Origin of the sequence: Paraburkholderia aspalathi, from assembly GCF_905220735.1 — a bacterium.
GTDB classification, from domain to species: domain Bacteria; phylum Pseudomonadota; class Gammaproteobacteria; order Burkholderiales; family Burkholderiaceae; genus Paraburkholderia; species Paraburkholderia aspalathi.
This window is the reverse complement of record NZ_CAJNBA010000001.1, coordinates 1,940,799-1,957,559: the sequence shown is the minus strand read 5'-3', so window position 1 is coordinate 1,957,559 and position 16,761 is coordinate 1,940,799. Positions and strand designations below refer to the sequence as shown.

General features: G+C 62.0%; 15 protein-coding genes and 1 pseudogene. 8 read left to right on the top strand and 8 right to left on the bottom strand.

Annotated features, from left to right (window positions below):
- Positions 1-227 precede the first annotated feature (227 nt).
- Genes KHO30_RS08715 through KHO30_RS08695 form a run of 5 tightly spaced genes read left to right on the top strand, consistent with a single transcriptional unit; the run spans position 228 to position 5,779 of the window.
- Positions 228-1,358, top strand: coding sequence for a porin (locus tag KHO30_RS08715; RefSeq protein ID WP_211700580.1), 1,131 nt, complete (start codon positions 228-230; stop codon positions 1,356-1,358).
- A gap of 32 nt (positions 1,359-1,390) precedes the next feature.
- Positions 1,391-1,609, top strand: coding sequence for a DUF3311 domain-containing protein (locus KHO30_RS08710; RefSeq protein ID WP_093645095.1), 219 nt, complete (start codon positions 1,391-1,393; stop codon positions 1,607-1,609).
- Positions 1,606-3,084 (top strand): sodium:solute symporter family protein, encoded by a 1,479-nt coding sequence (locus tag KHO30_RS08705; RefSeq protein WP_211700579.1) that lies wholly within the window; start codon positions 1,606-1,608, stop codon positions 3,082-3,084. The genes KHO30_RS08710 and KHO30_RS08705 overlap by 4 nt, the downstream gene beginning before the upstream one ends.
- Before the next feature lie 5 nt (positions 3,085-3,089).
- Positions 3,090-4,286 (top strand): amidohydrolase family protein, encoded by a 1,197-nt coding sequence (locus tag KHO30_RS08700; protein ID WP_211700578.1) that lies wholly within the window; start codon positions 3,090-3,092, stop codon positions 4,284-4,286.
- A 41-nt stretch (positions 4,287-4,327) separates the two neighbouring features.
- The gene (locus KHO30_RS08695) at positions 4,328-5,779 is read left to right on the top strand and encodes an amidohydrolase family protein (RefSeq protein ID WP_211700577.1); all 1,452 of its coding nucleotides are present in this window, start codon (positions 4,328-4,330) and stop codon (positions 5,777-5,779) included.
- Positions 5,780-5,857: 78 nt separating this feature from the next.
- On the opposite strand, the gene KHO30_RS08690 is transcribed toward KHO30_RS08695, so the two are convergent.
- A complete protein-coding gene (locus KHO30_RS08690; RefSeq protein ID WP_211700576.1) occupies positions 5,858-7,075 on the bottom strand; it encodes an amidohydrolase family protein in 1,218 nt (405 codons plus the stop codon).
- A 169-nt stretch (positions 7,076-7,244) separates the two neighbouring features.
- Between KHO30_RS08690 and KHO30_RS39500 the strand changes: the two are divergent.
- Positions 7,245-7,412: pseudogene (locus KHO30_RS39500) on the top strand (5-oxoproline transporter, DUF979 family subunit); the annotation flags it as partial.
- A 36-nt stretch (positions 7,413-7,448) separates the two neighbouring features.
- Positions 7,449-8,459: a DUF2891 domain-containing protein gene (locus KHO30_RS08680; protein ID WP_211701007.1), complete on the top strand. Its 1,011-nt coding sequence runs from the start codon at positions 7,449-7,451 to the stop codon at positions 8,457-8,459.
- A gap of 162 nt (positions 8,460-8,621) precedes the next feature.
- Here the strand turns inward: KHO30_RS08680 and KHO30_RS08675 are convergent, their stop codons facing one another.
- Positions 8,622-9,047: a PRC-barrel domain-containing protein gene (locus tag KHO30_RS08675; RefSeq protein ID WP_054041262.1), complete on the bottom strand. Its 426-nt coding sequence runs from the start codon at positions 9,045-9,047 to the stop codon at positions 8,622-8,624.
- A 217-nt stretch (positions 9,048-9,264) separates the two neighbouring features.
- Between KHO30_RS08675 and KHO30_RS08670 the strand changes: the two genes are divergently transcribed.
- Positions 9,265-11,631 carry a DNA polymerase II gene (locus KHO30_RS08670; protein WP_211700575.1) on the top strand — a complete coding sequence of 789 codons (2,367 nt, stop codon included), beginning with the start codon at positions 9,265-9,267 and terminating at the stop codon, positions 11,629-11,631.
- 71 nt (positions 11,632-11,702) lie between these two features.
- On the opposite strand, the gene KHO30_RS08665 is transcribed toward KHO30_RS08670, so the two are convergent.
- The 6 genes from KHO30_RS08665 to KHO30_RS08640 are packed head-to-tail and all read right to left on the bottom strand — an operon-like array spanning position 11,703 to position 16,760.
- The gene (locus KHO30_RS08665) at positions 11,703-12,818 is read right to left on the bottom strand and encodes a porin (RefSeq protein ID WP_211700574.1); all 1,116 of its coding nucleotides are present in this window, start codon (positions 12,816-12,818) and stop codon (positions 11,703-11,705) included.
- A complete protein-coding gene (locus tag KHO30_RS08660; RefSeq protein WP_211700573.1) occupies positions 12,815-13,183 on the bottom strand; it encodes a Rieske (2Fe-2S) protein in 369 nt (122 codons plus the stop codon). Before KHO30_RS08660 ends, KHO30_RS08665 begins: the two co-directional genes overlap by 4 nt.
- Before the next feature lie 12 nt (positions 13,184-13,195).
- Complete coding sequence (locus tag KHO30_RS08655) at positions 13,196-14,059, bottom strand: intradiol ring-cleavage dioxygenase (protein ID WP_244863970.1); 864 nt, start codon at positions 14,057-14,059, stop codon at positions 13,196-13,198.
- Positions 14,060-14,067: 8 nt separating this feature from the next.
- A complete protein-coding gene (locus KHO30_RS08650) occupies positions 14,068-15,177 on the bottom strand; it encodes a branched-chain amino acid ABC transporter permease (RefSeq protein ID WP_244863969.1) in 1,110 nt (369 codons plus the stop codon).
- A 9-nt stretch (positions 15,178-15,186) separates the two neighbouring features.
- The gene (locus KHO30_RS08645) at positions 15,187-16,053 is read right to left on the bottom strand and encodes a branched-chain amino acid ABC transporter permease (RefSeq protein ID WP_093645111.1); all 867 of its coding nucleotides are present in this window, start codon (positions 16,051-16,053) and stop codon (positions 15,187-15,189) included.
- On the bottom strand, positions 16,050-16,760 hold the full coding sequence (locus tag KHO30_RS08640; RefSeq protein ID WP_211700571.1) for an ABC transporter ATP-binding protein: 711 nt from the start codon (positions 16,758-16,760) through the stop codon (positions 16,050-16,052). Before KHO30_RS08640 ends, KHO30_RS08645 begins: the two co-directional genes overlap by 4 nt.
- Position 16,761: the final 1 nt, after the last annotated feature.

Below are 16,761 nucleotides of genomic sequence, written 5' to 3'. Positions count from 1 at the left end.
GTCTAATCAATACTATTCGATTTCGCACTGATATGCATTTGAACATTTAATTTTTGAATATTGGGTGACGTGGATAACATCAAGCGATGTCGAAGCGGTGGCCACTCGACGGCCGATTACTCCGCGTCGACATCAGACAAAAAACTCGAATGTGGGCGAAACGCGGCATGACGCCGCCGTGCCGGCAGAAAAAAGCGCCACACCGAGACACATACCCGGAGACAGGCATGCAGCAAACGCAGTTGAAGAAAAGTTGGAGAAAACCACTCGCGGGCATCGGCGCAGGCATGATGCTAGTGGGCACGGCAGGCGCGCAGTCCAGCGTCACGCTGTACGGAATCGTCGATTCAGGCGTGACCTACACGAACAACCAGCAAGGCCATTCGGCATGGCAGGCAACGGCCGGCAACGAGTCCGGGCCGCGCTGGGGGATGCTCGGAACGGAAGATCTGGGTGGCGGCCTGAAGGCGAACTTCCGGCTGGAAAACGGTTTCAACCTCGAAAACGGTGCGGCCGGCCAGGGTGGCCGGATGTTCGGCCGGCAGGCATGGGTCGGCGTGAGCGGCGACAAGCTAGGCGCGCTGACCTTGGGCCGCCAGTACAACACTGTTCAAGACATTCTTGGCTCGATCCAGATCAGCAATACGCTGGTCCAGTATTCGACCCACCCGTTCGACAACGACGACATCAACAATACGTTCCGCACCAACAACGCGGTCAAATACGTCTCGCCGATCATCGCCGGCCTGCAAACCAACCTGATGTACGGCTTTTCGAACGCAACCGGCTTCGCTGCGAACAATAGCTGGAGCGCGGGTGTGTCGTACACGCACGGCCCACTCAATGCCGGCGCGGCGTACGCGCATATGAATCAGCCCGCCAGCAGCGCGGCAGGCGCGGTCGCATCCGACAATTACTTTGCGCAATCGGCCGCCGTATTCGGCACACATCTCGGCGCCGCAACGCGTCAACAGATCTGGGGCGCGGGCGCGACCTACGCCATCGGGCCCGCCACGCTGGGGCTGCTCTACACAGGCACGGACTTCAACATGGCGGCCGGTGGCGCCCTGCGCTTCGGCAACTACGAGGGAAGCCTGCGCTACGCGCTGACTCCCGCGCTGATCGCAGCCGCCGGCTACACCTACACCCAGGTGTCGCAAGGCGACGCCGGCGGACACTATCACCAGGCCTCGGCCGGTCTCCAGTACCTGTTGTCCAAGCGCACCGATGTGTATGTGAACGGCCTCTACCAGAACGCCTCGTCGCGCATCGGTCATGCGTGGATCGACGGCATCGCAGCGCCCTCGTCGACGACTTCACAACTGGCGTTCGTCGCCGGCCTGCGTCAGAAGTTCTGACGGGACACCCAAGACACCTCGGGAAGGACTCCATGAAACTCCGCTTTCTGCTGGCCGCGCTGCCTTTCATCGGCATCTATTCAGGCGGCTCTATCGCCGCCGGTACGCCGCTTCTGTTCGGCCTGCCGTTTCTGCTCGTCTGGAACCTGTTCTGGATGGCTGCAACGGCGGCCATTCTCGCCATCATCTATTGCCTCGACACACGCGACGAAGCGGCGCAAGCGGCCGAGCAGACGGGAGGTGGGCAATGAACCCGGCACTCGTCATCATCGTTCTGTTTGCCCTCTTCGCGCTGGCGGTCGGCCTGTACGCGCGGCGCGGCAAGACCTTCAGCATGGAGCAATGGGCGGTCGGCGGACGCGGCTTCGGGTCGCTGCTCACCTTCTTGCTGATGGCAGGTGAGGCGTTCTCGACCTTCTCGTTTCTCGGCGCGAGTGGCTGGACCTACAGCAAAGGCGTGCCGGCGTTCTACATCCTGTCGTACGGCTGCCTCGCATACGTATTCGGTTACTGGATGCTGCCCCTCATCTGGCGCTATGCGAAGGAACGCGGCCTCGTGTCGTTCGCCGATTATTTCGCTTCGAAGTACGACAGCCGCGCCATCGGCGTGCTGGTGTCGGTGGTGGCCGTCTTCGCAATGGTGTCGTTGCTGATCATCCAGTTACGCGGTCTCGGCATTATCGTCTCCGAGATGTCGTATGGCCTGATCTCGCAGGAAACGGCCATCTGGATCAGCGCAACGCTGATGGTCCTGTATATGAGCGTCTCCGGCATCCACGGCTCGGCAAGCATTGCGATCTTCAAGGACGTGCTGATCCTCGGTCTTGCAATTTTTCTCGGCACGTATTTGCCGCTGCACTACTTCGGCGGCTTTGGCGAGATGTTCGCGCGCATCGATGCCGTCCATCCGGAACTGCTGCGTATGCCGGAGCACGGTTTCAATCTGAGCTGGTACAACTCGACACTGCTGCTGACATCGCTGGGCTACTACTTGTATCCTCATGGTTTCACCGCCGTCTACGTGGCGCGCGACGCGTCTGCGCTGCGCAAGAACACCATGCTGATGCCGATCTACCAGGTGTTGATCGCGTTCCTGTTTCTTGTCGGCTTCGCCGCGGTGCTGACCGTGCACGGGCTCGAAGGCGCGCAAACCGATCTCGCGCTGCTGCGGCTCGTGAAGCAGACTTTCCCCTCGTGGTTCGTCGGGATCGTTGGCGGCGCCGGTCTGCTGACGGCATTGGTGCCAGGCTCGCTGATCATGCTCAATGCGTCGACTATGATTGCCCGCAACATCTATCGCGAAGGTTTCGCACCGCAGGCGAGCGACCGGCAAGTCGGCCGCGTCGCACGTATCGCGTTGCCGCTGTTCACGCTGGTTGTCGTCTACTTTGTTCTGCGTGGCGGGTCGAACTTCGTTGCGCTCGCAATCTTCTCGTCGAGCCTGCTGACGCAACTCGTCCCCATGCTCGCCTCGAGTTTCCTGAAGCACCCATTCGGCACCCGGGAAGCCGCGTTCGGCGGCATCTTCGCGGGCGCAATCGTGCTGGCGCTGGCGAACTGGCGCGGCATGACGCTGGCCACTGTTTTCCCGGCCGCACCGATCACCTTCACCTCCATCAACACGGGCCTCGTCGCGTTGTTCGCCAATGCCGTGGTGTTCATCGCGATCAGCGCCGCGCAGCGCGCGCTGCGGGCCCGTATCGCCACTTCCGTCGAATCGGCGTGACCACCATGACTCGCTCTATTCTTCTCTCCAACGTCCGGCTGGCCGACGGCCAGGCGGTTTCCGTAGCCATCGCCGATGGCCGCATCACGGCGCTCGGCCCGCATGTCGAAGCGCAACCTGGCGTGCTGGCCGAAGACGGGGGCGGCGCGTTGCTGCTGCCGGGTTTCGTCGAAGGGCACACGCACATCGACAAGAGCCACTGGGGCCGCGCGTGGTATCGCAACGAGGTCGGACCCGCACTCACCGACCGGATCAGCAACGAGCGCGAATGGCGTAAGACGTCGGGACACGATGCGGCCAGCCAGTCGCTCGCGTTGTCTCGGGCATTTGTGCAGGCAGGCACGACGCGACTGCGTACCCATGTCGACGTGGATACCGACGCCGGGCTGCGTTATGTCGAAGGCGTGCTCAGCACGCGGCAGACAATACGCGATGTGCTGGACATGCAGATCGTCGCGTTTCCGCAATCGGGGATGCTGATCCGTCCCGGTACTGTCGAACTGCTAGGCAGCGCACTCGCTGCGGGCGCTGATGTTCTCGGCGCGCTCGATCCTGCGTTGATCGACGGCGATCCCGTCGCGTCGTTGAACGCGACCTTTGAGCTGGCGGAGCGCTATCGCAAGCCGATCGACATCCATCTGCACGAACCCGGTGAAGTCGGCGCGTTCACGCTGAAACTGCTGCTCGATCGCGTTGCCGCTACGGGCATGCAGGGGCAAGTCGTCGTCAGCCACGCATTTTGCCTCGGCGCATTGCCCGAACGTGAACGCGACGCGCTGCTCGAACGGATCTCGTATTTGCGTGTAGCGCTTCTGACCAGCGCGCCGCCGTCTCGTCCCGTTCCGCCGCTCAAGGTTTGCAGGGACAAAGGCATCACGATCTTCGGCGGCAACGATGGCATTCGCGACACCTGGTCGCCGTATGGCGTGCCGGACATGCTCGAGCGCGCGATGCTGATCGGCATGCGCTACGACTTGCGACGCGACGACGACCTCGCAATTGCCTTCGACTGCGTGAGCGACGCTGCCGCTCGAGGTTGCGGTTTCGCCGACTATGGCCTGCGTATCGGTGCACGCGCGGATCTCGTACTGGTCGATGCCGAGTGCGTCGCGCATGCCGTGGTTGCACGGCCAAAACGCAAGCTGGTTATCGCAAACGGACGCATCGTCGCGCGCAACGGAGCGCTGGTCGACGCCGCGTAACTGTGCGAGAGCACCTTAAAAGACACAAGAAGAATTGGCATATGAACGATAAGCAACAGGTCGACATCCTGATCGAGCACGGCTGCGTGATCACAATCGATGCCACACGCCGCGTTATCGAAGATGGCGCAGTGGCCATCAAAGGGGACCGCATCGTCGCCGTCGGCGAGACAAGCGAGCTTGCGCAGCAATACCAGGCAGACCGCGTAATCGACGCGCGCCGCAAAGCGGTGCTGCCAGGCCTGATCGATGCACACGCCCATGCCGGGCACGCGATGTTGAGGACGATTGGCGGCGCGAACGGCGATGCGTGGTCGGCGGCGTGCGAGGCGATCTATACGCGCGCCTCGGACGAAACGTTCTGGGAAATGGAATCGCATCTTGCGGCGCTGGAGCGCCTCAAGGCGGGCGTGACAACGGGTGTATCGCTGCTCGGCGGCGGGGACTCGATCATGCGCGTCGACGACCCCGTGTACGCGCGGCGTCACTGCGACGCGGTGGTTAAAACGGGCACACGTTCGATCGTCGCGGTCGGTCCGTCGCGGCCACCCGAACCACGCGCTTACACCCGGCACGGCGCGAACGGCAGCGTGACGCGCGACGTCGATTTCGCGCAGATGTATGAGGTTTGCAAAGAGATCATCGACGCATGCCATGGCGATGCCAACGGCCGTATCCAGATTGCGTTGACGCTGCCCGTCTACGCTCCGCAGCACTATCCCGAGCACGCGGCACACGAACGCAGCGTCCGGCTTCAGGCCGAGCGCTACACGGCGCTGGCCCGCGAGCGCGGTCTAAGTCTGACGCAGGACGGCCATCGCGCCGGTTCGCTCGATTTCGCGCATCGCGAGCTGGGACTGCTGAACGCGAAGTCGTTCATGTCGCATGCCATCGATCTCACCTCCGAGGATATCGCGGCGTGCGTTGAAACCGGCGCCTCGATCGTGCACAACCCAAGCGCGATCATGTCGATCATCGGACGTTGCCCGGTTCCGGAACTCATCGATGCCGGCGTGACGGTGGCGATCGGCTCGGATGGCGCGGCGCCCGATCGAGGCTACGACATGTTCCGCCACATGTGGCAATGCATGCATTACCACCGTCGACATTTTCGTGACCCGGACGTCCTGCCGCACGGCAAGGTGCTCGAAATGGTCACGATCGATGCCGCCAAGGCGTTGTCGCTTGACCACGAGCTCGGTTCGCTCGAAGTGGGCAAGCAGGCCGACATCATTCTGGTCGACCTGTTCAAGCCGCACCTCATGCCGATGAATATGCCTGTTCATCGCGTCACCTGCTTCGCGAATGCCGGCGACGTGTGCATGACGATGGTCGGCGGCAAAGTCCTGATGGAGAACTACCGGGTGTTGTCGGTCGACGAAGGGGACATTCTGGAGCGCGTGCAGGTGGCCGCGGATCAAGCGTTCGACCGCGCAGGGCTGCGTCATTTGCTGGAAACGCCGCCAACGCTGTGGCGACGTAGTCGTTATTGAGTGTGGCGCGGCTTGCGGCGGCGCAAGCCGCGCCAGCCACGTCAGGCACCGGCTCGGTGCCCGACAACAACCTCAACCTCAGCCGGCAGAGCCCACGCCTGCCGCCGTGACCTTGAACTGCACGCGGGACGATTCGCCCCAGAATTGCCCGCTTCGAACAATGGCACGATCTGCCGGTACCGCAGCAACCGCAGCGGCAGCGTTCGGCGCTTTCACGACGACAAAGGTCGCCTCATTGCCGACCTTCAATCCGTAACCGCTTTTCCCCAGCACCGCAGCGCCTGCTTCCGTCGCCATGTGAAGCGCGACGCCCAGTTCTTCATCCGTATAAAACCCGGAGCGATAACCAACCAGCATGGCTCGTTGCAACATGTCGCCGTTGCCATACGGCCACCACGCGTCCTGAATGTTGTCATTACCGGTGAACACACGCACTCCGGCTGCGCGCAATTGCAGGATCGGCGGGAACGCGCGGTCGCCCGGCGCATTCGTCATGATCGATACACCGGCTTCTGCAAGCGCGGCGGCGATACGATCCACCACCTCGGGTGCGACGTCGCCGAGCCCGTAGGCGTGGCTCACCGAAACCCGGCCGTTCAACCCCGATGCACGGGTACGCCCGGCAATACGGTGCAGTTGATCGATCCCCTGCTGCCCCGGCTCATGGAGGTGAATATCGATTTTCACCCCGCGCTTTTCAGCGATGCCAAAGACAATATCGAGCTGGCCATCCGCGTCGCCATCCAGCGTTGTCGGGTCGATACCGCCAATCACCTGCGCGCCTTCCCGGGCTGCCGCATCGAGCACCTCCGCCGTCCCCGGACACGACACGACGCCCGCCTGCGGGAACGCGACGAGTTCGATATCCACCACGCCACGCCATTTCTCGCGCGCTTCCATCACGGCATGCAGATTGGTTAGACCCGTCGTCGCGTCGACGTCGACATGGCTGCGCATCGCAATGGTGCCGAACGACGCAGCCTGGCGGATCAGCGCGTCGGCGCGCTCGACGATAGGCCCGGCGCTTGCCAGTTCCTGCTTTTCGATAGCGAGCCGCTCACGCAGGCTTGTGACATGACGATGAGGACGCCAGCGATCGCCAACGAAGCTTTTATCGAGGTGAATATGTCCGTCGACGAAACCGGGCAACACCAGGTGCCCGGCCAGATCGACGACTTCCGCGCCGCCGATCGCGGGACGTTCCGGACCGATGGCCGCAAGGCGCCCCTCACGCACGGCGAGGTTGAGCGGGTTGCCGTCGGCGTCTACGGCATTGACGAATACGCGGTCGAACATGGTTCTGGCCTCTGCAAATCAGGACTCAAGCACGCATCCAGCGCGCCCTGATCGGGTTGCGTTCGTTGCGCCGCATGGTCCTGTGGGGAATGGATCGTTGAACCATATCGGACCGCCGATATATCCACAAATTAAATGTTGGAATGGCCTGTATTCATTTTCTGGATAGATCGGCATACTGTGCGGCTTTTGCGGCACTTTGATGGCGCCGACGGCGCCGAACTTCAATATCGCGCCGGCCGCGCTGCTGGAACTGAAAGGCCGGAATGGCCCGAATGACCCGATCCGGGCGCGGCGACCGGCGGCTTTACTATTTTCGGTCGTCAATATCATACTGTCGTACTTATTGCATTCCGTTTTTGAGGAGGCGCCGATGACTGTCCAACTCACGCCCGAATTCGCGTCCAAATTCGCCAATCTCGCGCTCGCCCACCTCACGCGCGAGTATCCGAACAAGCTGACCCACTCGCTCGCCGGTCCGCAAGACGTGCAAGGTCCGCGCGCATTGCATCCTATTTTCTACGGCAGCTACGACTGGCATTCATGCGTGCATGGCTACTGGCTGATCCTGCATCTGCTCGACCGCTTTCCCGATCTGCCTGAAGCCGCGCGCATCGTCGCGGTAGTCGACGAGCATTTCACCGAAGCGAATGTGGCCGGTGAGCTGGCGTATCTCGACCTGCCGCACAATCGCGGTTTCGAGCGCCCGTATGGATGGGCATGGCTGCTCGCGCTGAGCGCGCAACTTCATTCGCTGAAGCTCTCGGAGGCCGCGCGCTGGTCCAAGATCTTTGCGCCGCTTACCGCGACTTTTGTTAGCCGCTTCGAAGAATTTCTGCCGAAGGCGACCTACCCGTTGCGCGTCGGCACGCACTTCAATATGGCGTTCGCGCTTGCGTTCACGCTCGATTTCGCGCGGCAGACTTCGCGTGAATCGCTGGAGGCGCTGCTGGTGAATACGGCGGAGCGCTGGTTCCTGAACGACGTTGCCTGTCAGGCCTGGGAGCCCGCCGGCGACGAGTTTTTGTCGCCTTCGCTGATGGAAGCGGAATTGATGCGGCGCGTGTTGCCGCCCGCGCAATTCGTTGAATGGTTCCGGCGCTTTCTGCCCGATCTCGGCGCGAAAAAGCCTGCCACGCTGTTCGAACCCGTCACAGTAACCGACCGTACCGACGGCAAGATCGCTCACCTGGACGGTTTGAATCTGAGCCGTGCATGGTGCCAGCGGTCGCTGGCGCGCGCACTGCCCGCCGGCGACGTGCGCCGGACTGCCCTGTTCGATTCGGCCGAGCGGCATCTTCTAAGCGCCCTGCCGCATGTGGCGGGCGACTATATGGGCGAACACTGGCTGGGCACGTTCGCCACGCTCGCATTGGAAGCCTGAACGGTAGTCCCACGGGGCCGAATTGAATGCAAAAACGGCGCCGCAAGCGTGAAACGGTTTGGATTCAGCTACCGTTCTGCGCCGCAAGCGCCGTTTTCTTTTGCCGGGTGATTCAGAAGCCGCCTGGTGCAGCCCCGCCGCTGAATCCGCCGACTTGACGCATTACTGGCCAGTCAGCTTTTTAGGCTTCGGCGGCGCCTGAACCTTGTTGTACTGAAACTCCGGCGTCGCCTTCAAAGCATCCTTGGTTGCGCCGGCCAGATAGAAATTCCCGCCGCGAATATCCAGCGCAGCGATCGGCACCGCTACGTCATGCGACGCCACGCCGAGAAATCCACCTGCGGAGACGATGGCAGCAGACAGCGAGCCGTCGGGAGCGACCACCAGATCGCGGATCGAACCAATCTTCTCGTTCTGGTCGTTGTAGACGGCCTTGCCGAGAATGCTCTTCTTCACGCTCCAGCCGCTCAGCAGCGCATTGGACTGTTCGACCGTGACGCTCAAGGGTTGTGTGCCGGCGACTTGCGCCTGTGCACCAAAGCTGGTTGCAGCTACCGCGACCACGACAACAAGTTTGCTCAACGTCATATCGCTCACTCCGTTCTTAGTAGACTTGACCGGCGCATGGTTTGCGCCGAAGGAATCGCTGCCAAACGATGATACAGACTACGCGGCGGGTCTGCATCCAGACCTGTCGCGCGAACGAAACGCCCCCCGGTCGCTGCCACGAAAAGGCGGAGGCGCGGCCCAAAGCGCATAACGGTAAAATCGAGCCAGGCGATGACGCCCGTTTAGAGGTGGAAGTTTGACTGAGCTTGAACAGGGTTTCATTTTGACCCGACACTGGCGGGATACCCCCGCCGGTACGGAGGTAGATTTCTGGCTGGCAACAGACGGCGGGCCCCGTCACGTGCGCTTACGTCCTCAGCCTTCGGTAGCCTTCATTCCGGCCGACCACCGCGAGCGAGCGGAAACCATCCTGCGCCGCGAAGCGCCGCTCGATCTGCGCCCGCTCGAACTGTGCGACTTCCAGCATCGGCCGGTGATGGGGCTTTATTGCCCGCAATACCGGCAATTGACGGGTTTCGAAAAACGCCTGAAACAAGGCGGCGTCGATGTCTACGAGGCCGATATCTTCCCGCCCGAGCGCTACATGATGGAGCGTTTCATTACCGCGCCGGTGTGGTTCGCCGGCGACGCACAACATGGCGGTCCGCTTCTGAACGGGGAATTGAAGCCGGCCACGAACTACCGCCCGTCTTTGAAGCTGGTGTCGCTCGATATCGAAACCAGCGCGCACGCCGAACTCTACTCGATCGCGCTCGAAGGTTGCGGACAGCGTCAGGTCTATATGCTGGGGCCGCCGAACGGCGATGCGAGCGGCGTCGACTTCGACCTCGAATACTGCGAAACACGCGCGCAGTTGCTCGAAAAACTGAACGCGTGGCTGGAACGGCATGACCCCGACGCGATCATCGGCTGGAACCTCGTGCAGTTCGATTTGCGTGTGCTGCAGCAGCATGCCGAACAATATCGCGTGCCATTACGGCTCGGCCGCGGCGGCGCGGTCATGGAATGGCGCGAGCATGGCCATAAGCAGAACCATTTCTTCGCAGGTGCCGCCGGAAGATTGATCATCGACGGTATCGAAGCGCTGCGCTCCGCCACGTGGACTTTCCCTTCGTTCAGCCTCGAATACGTTTCGCGCACTGTGCTGGGCGAAGGCAAATCCATCGACAATCCGTATCAACGCATGGATGAAATCCAGCGCCGCTTCGATGAGGACAAGCCCGCTCTCGCGCAGTACAACCTGAAAGACTGCGAACTGGTCACGCGCATCTTTGCGAAGACCGAGTTGCTACCGTTTTTGCTGGAGCGCGCGACGGTCACCGGCCTGCCTGCGGACCGAAGCGGCGGATCTGTCGCGGCGTTCACGCATCTGTACATGCCGCGGATGCATCGGCAAGGCTACGTTGCACCGAATCTCGGTGACGTAGCCGGTGCCGCGAGCCCCGGTGGCTTCGTGATGGATTCGCGGCCCGGCCTCTACGACTCGGTCCTGGTGCTCGACTACAAAAGCCTGTACCCGTCGATCATTCGCACCTTTCTGATCGACCCGCTGGGTCTCGTGGAAGGCATGCTCAATCCTGGCGACGATCAATCGGTGCCGGGTTTTCTCGGCGCACGCTTCTCGCGCACCCGCCATTGTTTGCCGTCGATTGTCGGCCAGGTGTGGCAGGGGCGCGAAACCGCCAAGCGCGAGAACAACAAGCCGCTTTCGCAGGCGTTGAAGATCATCATGAACGCCTTCTACGGCGTGCTCGGCTCCACAGGCTGCCGGTTCTTCGACCCGCGCCTTGCGTCGTCGATCACCATGCGCGGCCATGAAATCATGCACACCACGCGTGAGCTCATTCAGGCGCAAGGCTACGAGGTTATTTACGGCGACACGGATTCGACCTTCGTGTGGTTGAAGCACGCGCATAGCGAGGAAGAAGCGAGTCGCATCGGCCGCGCGCTTGTGGAGCATATCAACGCCCGCTGGCGGCAAAATCTGCAGGAGCGTTTCGGCCTCGAGAGCGCGCTCGAGTTGCAATTCGAGCGGCACTACAAGCGCTTCTTCATGCCGACGATTCGCGGCGCCGAGGAAGGCAGCAAGAAGCGCTATGCCGGGCTGACTATCTTGCCGGACGGTGGCGAGGAGATCGTCTACAAAGGGCTCGAAACGGTGCGGACTGATTGGACGCCGCTCGCCCAGCAGTTCCAGCAGGAACTCTACGGGCGAATCTTCAGGCAACAGCCGTATCAGGACTATGTGCGCGACTACGTGCGCGATACGCTGGCAGGAAAACTGGACGATCAACTCGTGTACCGCAAGCGGCTACGCCGCTCGCTCGGCGACTACGAGCGCAACGTTCCGCCCCATGTGCGCGCGGCTCGTGTGGCCGACGAGTTCAACCGGCAACAGGGGCGTCCGCTGCAATACCAGGACGGCGGCTGGATCAGCTATGTGATGACAACCGCCGGACCAGAACCGCTCGAAACCTTGCGCTCGGCGATCGACTACGAACACTATCTGACCCGGCAGTTGCAACCGGTCGCCGACGCGATTCTGCCGTTATTGCGCGATGATTTTACGACCTTGGTGTCGGGGCAGAGACAGTTGTTCTGAGAGCAGCATTGGCAATGAATGCTTCGCAGAAGCCACATGACACGTCTGCTTGAAAAACAACCGCCGCATCCTCAGAAGCTCGTGCGCAAGCCAATGCGTGCAAGCGTCTGCGACCGGTTGCTCGCCGCACCGTCCGGTTGCAACAAACCGTTGATCCACGCCCGCGTCACCGCCGCATCGCCGCCCGCTCGCTGATACATCGCTTCAATATAGCCAGTGGTGCGCTTCGAGAAACTGTATTGCAGCGCCGTGGTGATCTGCTGCGCCTTGTTGTCCAGCAGCACGTCGTTGCCTTTCATATACGCATAGTCGAGGCCGAGGGTCCATGCCCCGGAGATCGTCCACGCCGCACTGCCCTTGTACACGTCGATCTTCGCACCACTCGCCGTATTCTTCGTGTTTGTGTACAGCAGCATGGCCAGAACGCTGCCGAAGTTATAGTGCGCGCCGACCCCGAAATTGCGGATACCGTCGTGACCGTCGCCCAGTTGCGGATATTTCACTTCGACATACGCCGCGCCGATGCCGAACGGACCGTTCGCATAGTTCGCACCGAAGCTCATGGTGGAGTCTTCCGAGAACGAACCCGGAACGCCACCAAAGCCAAAGAGCGCGCCGAAAGTGAAGCCCGATATATCCGGGCTGCGATACTTGACCGAGTTCCCCACACGCGTTGCGCCCGCCATCCGGTCAAAGTCGAACGAACCGGTCGGATTGTTCGGCACGCCCAACGCAGTAAACGGCCCCTGACGAAAATCGTAGATACCGCCGAACAGGAACGCGCCGTCATACAGTCCGAGCGTCAGCGTCTCGAACATGAAGTCATACTGATTGCCGAAGGTCAGCGAGCCGAAGCGGTCGTTGGTGAGCCCCACCAGCGCTGTGCGATTGAAAAGCTGTCCTGCGCCGGGAATCGTCGCGCCGCTGCCCAGATCGAACTGCGAGGTGAGTTCGAAGATCGCCTTATTGCCGCCCCCCAGGTCTTCACTGCCTTTAAAGGTCAGCAGATCCGGCGACAGCACACCGCTGTCGAACAGCGTCGCGGCGCCGCCATGCTGGTTGTTCACATAGGTGACGCCCGCGTCGATCACACCTTGCAGTGTCACGCTGCTTTGCGCGCCTGCAAAACCCGGCGCCATCAACGCGACCGTGCAGCCTGCTATCGAGATGTGCTTCGTCTTTTTCATGCCTGTCCCCTTCCGTCGTTGTTGAATATGTTTCGCTGCTCAATACGAATGGCAACGCGCGTGAGCGCCGCCCCCTGACACGGACCGTCGATGCACTGACCGTCTTCGAAACGGAACATCGCGCTGTGATGCGCGCACATTAGCAATTCGGCGTCGTAGGCCCAGAACGTGTTCGGCTCGTAGTTCAGCGGAATCGAAAAGTGCGGGCAGATGTTGCGATAAGCCCAGGCGTCGTCACCCCGGCGCACCACGACGATCCCAGGGGCACCGGCTTGCTCAGCGGCAACTTCCAGCGCGCCGCCGTCCGGGATATCGTCGAGCGCGCACAGAAAACCCGCTTGAGGTTCGGGACTCACCGCATTCATGACGTGCCCTCCTCACGCGACTCGTCGACTCATCACGAAGTCGCGCTGGACTTCGAAGAACGGGCTCGGCAAGTCCCATTCCTTCGCGGCCGCCACGCTGTCGTTCGGCACGTAGTCGATTACGAGCGACGGCTTCGCGCCAAACACCGCGTCGGAGTCGACATACGGGTCACCAGCGGAATACAACGCGGTGGTGAGCGTCTCGTAACCAGGCGCTTCGATCAGGAAATGGATATGCGCAGGTCGCATCGGATGACGTCCGGTCGCCAGCAGCATCTGTCCAACCGGGCCATCGGTCGGAATCGGATAGCTGGTCGGCTTGATGGTTCTGAATGCGTATTCGCCGTTCGGTCCAGAACGGAATTTGCCGCGCAGATTGCTCTCGGGCTGATCAGGATCCTGGCCTTCGTACATGCCGTTGTTGGCCGTTTCCCACACCTCGATCAAAGCTCCGGACACCGGTGCGCCACGTTCATCGACGAGACGGCCGTGGATCAGCGTCGGCTCGCCTTCGGTACGCGCGATGTTGGCGCCGAAGGCCTCATCCTTCGCGCCCTCGCGGTAGAACGGGCCGAGCAGGCTGCTCTCGGTCGTGTCACCGGTGCGTTCATGATTGATCGCGTCGACCATGATCGACAGGCCGAGCGTGTCCGACAGCAGGATGAACTCCTGGCGAATGCCGCTGCACTTGTTGCCGGTCGCCGTCAGGAATTCAATGCCGCGGCGCCACTCCTCGCCAGTCAGTTCAACCTCGCTGGCAAATGCATGCAGATGCTTGACCAGCGCGGTCATGATCTGCTTGAGTCGAGGATCGGTGCAGTCGGCAAACGTCCTGAGCACGTTCTGCGTCAAGGGGTGAATGGTTTCGTCGTTCATTGTCGACCTCATGCGCGATGGGGAGCCGACGGCGCTTCGACGGAATCGGGCGATGCATCGTGCGGCGAAGCTTGCTGTGAATCTTGTTGAGAAGCGCCGGCATCGACGAATACAACGCGGCGTCCCACGGGGAACAATTGCAGTCCGTAGCGGCGCGATACGAAGCCCCACAGCCCTTGCGGGAAGAACATCGTCACAACGATCGCCAGCGCACCGAGCCCGATCAGATACCAGGTGCCGAAGTCGGAAAGGAACTGGTTGAGCACAAAGAAAATCAGCGCGCCGACAATCGGCCCTTCGAGCGTGCCCAGGCCGCCGATCATCACGATGAAAATGCCGAACGCGGTCCAGTTCACCGAGAACGCCGCGTCCGGCGAGATACGCAGGTTGCCGACGAAATACAGGCCACCGGCCAACGCTGTACCGCACGCGGATACCAGATAAACGAGCAACCGCGCACGCTTCACGTCGACACCCTGACTGCTGGCAGCCACGGCGTTGTCGCGCATCGCGGTCAATGCGAGACCGGCTGTGGAACGCAGAAACAGATACAGCAGACCGATCGCGGCCGCGACGATAACGAGCGCGAGCCATAGCGTCAGCGATTCGCGCAGCGCACGCGGCACGTCCTGCAGCGCGGTGAGGCTGGTGCCCGAACCACCGCCCAACACCGAGACGTTCGCCACCGTCAACCGGAACACTTCGGCGATCACCCACGTGCCGATTGCGAAGTAGCCGCCTTCCAGCCGGAACGCCACCATCGATACGGGAATTGCGATGACCGTTGCGATTACCGCCGCGATCGGCACAGCGACGAACGGCGAGATCCCGCAGTAGTTGGCGAGAATCAGCATCCCATAGCCCCCGATCCCGAAGAACGCCTGCTGCCCGATCGACACCATCCCGCCATAGCCCGCCAGCAGATTCCACATCAACGCGAACACCAGATACGACGCGAGCTGCACGAAGTCGCGCATCGCATCGCGCCCGGCCCACCATGGCGCGCTCGCCACCGCCAGCGCGACGATCAGCAGCACGATCATCGCCACGCGGCTCGCACGCGTCGCGCGCCGCACTTCGAAGCCCCCTGCGGGCCGGTTCATATGCATCATCGTCATATCGAGCCTCTATGCGGTTTTGGGCAGCAAGCCCTGCGGCCGGGCCACCAGCACGCCGAGAAACACCACGTGGCCGAGCCAGATACCCCAGCCGGGATCGAAGTAAAAACCCACCTGCTGCGCAATTCCAAGCGCCATGCCGCCGACGAAGGTGCCCCAGAACGAGCCCATCCCGCCGATGATCACGGCTTCGAACGCGTACAGCAGCAATGCCGGGCCATCGGTCGGCGACACCGCGGTGCGCATCGAATAGAGCGCGGCAGCGACCGCGATCAGAACGAACGCGATGCCCATCGCGAGTGCATAGGTGCGGCGATAGGAAACGCCCATCAGTTGCACGATCTCGCGGTCATCCGAGGTGGCGCGAAACGCGCGTCCAAGTGGCGTGCGGCCAAACAGCCACTGCATGGCGAAAGCCAAAGCGGTGGTGACGACCAAAGTGACGAGCGGCAGATAGCCCAGCGTGATACCGCCCGCGAGCGTGAGACTCTTCGACTCGAAGCTGCCCGTTGCAATCGAACGCGGATCGGCGGAGAACACCTGTTGCAATACGTTCTGGATCACGATCGACAAGCCGAACGTGACGATCAGCGAAGGCAACGGATCACGGCTGCTTACCCGGTTCAGGACCGTGTACTGCACCGCGTAACCCGCGCCAAACGCAATCACGAGCAGCAGGACCAGCGACACGGCGAGCGGCAGATGCGCGTAGTTCGTGAGCGCGAACAGCACGAACACCAGCAGCACGATGAAATCGCCGTGCGCGGTATTGGTGAGCCGCATCACGCCGAACACCAGCGATTGACCCATCGCGAAGAGCCCATACAGCGCGCCGAGCAGCACGCCCTGTACGACGATATTGATGAACGTGTTCATGCGACCGCTCCAAAATATGCCCGCGTGATGGCCTCGTCCGACACCTCGGCCGACACGCCCGCCAGCGACACGCGTCCTTCCTGGAAGCAATAGAAACGCGACGACACGCGACGCGCCAGTTGCACGTCCTGCTCGACGACGATGGCGCTCATGCCGTCAGCGACGATCGCGGGCAACGCCGCATAGATCTCGCGCACGATCACCGGCGCGAGGCCGAGCGAAAGTTCGTCGCACATCAGCAGATCGGGATTGCTCATCAGCGCGCGGCCGATCGCGACCATCTGCTGCTGACCGCCCGACAAGGCCGTGGCCGCATGGTGACGACGCTCCCGCAAGGCCGGAAACAGCGAGTAGACGCTTTGCAGGTTCCAGCGGCCGGGCCGTTTGGAAAATGCGCCGAGCAGCAGGTTTTCTTCGACGCTCAGGCTCGCAAACAGACGCCGCCCTTCCGGCACCAGGGCAATGCCCTTGCCGACAATGCTCGCCGCAGCCGCGCCGCCAATTGGCTCGCCGCGATACAGGATCTGCCCGGCGGAACGCGGGCGCAGCAGGCCCGCCACCGATTTCAGAAAGGTCGACTTGCCCGCGCCGTTCGAGCCGATCAGCGCGATGACCTCACCGGGCGCCACCGTCACATCGATGCCGAACAGCGCCTGGAAGTCGCCGTAAAACGCGCTCAGCGCGCGAGTCTCCAGTAATGCCGACATG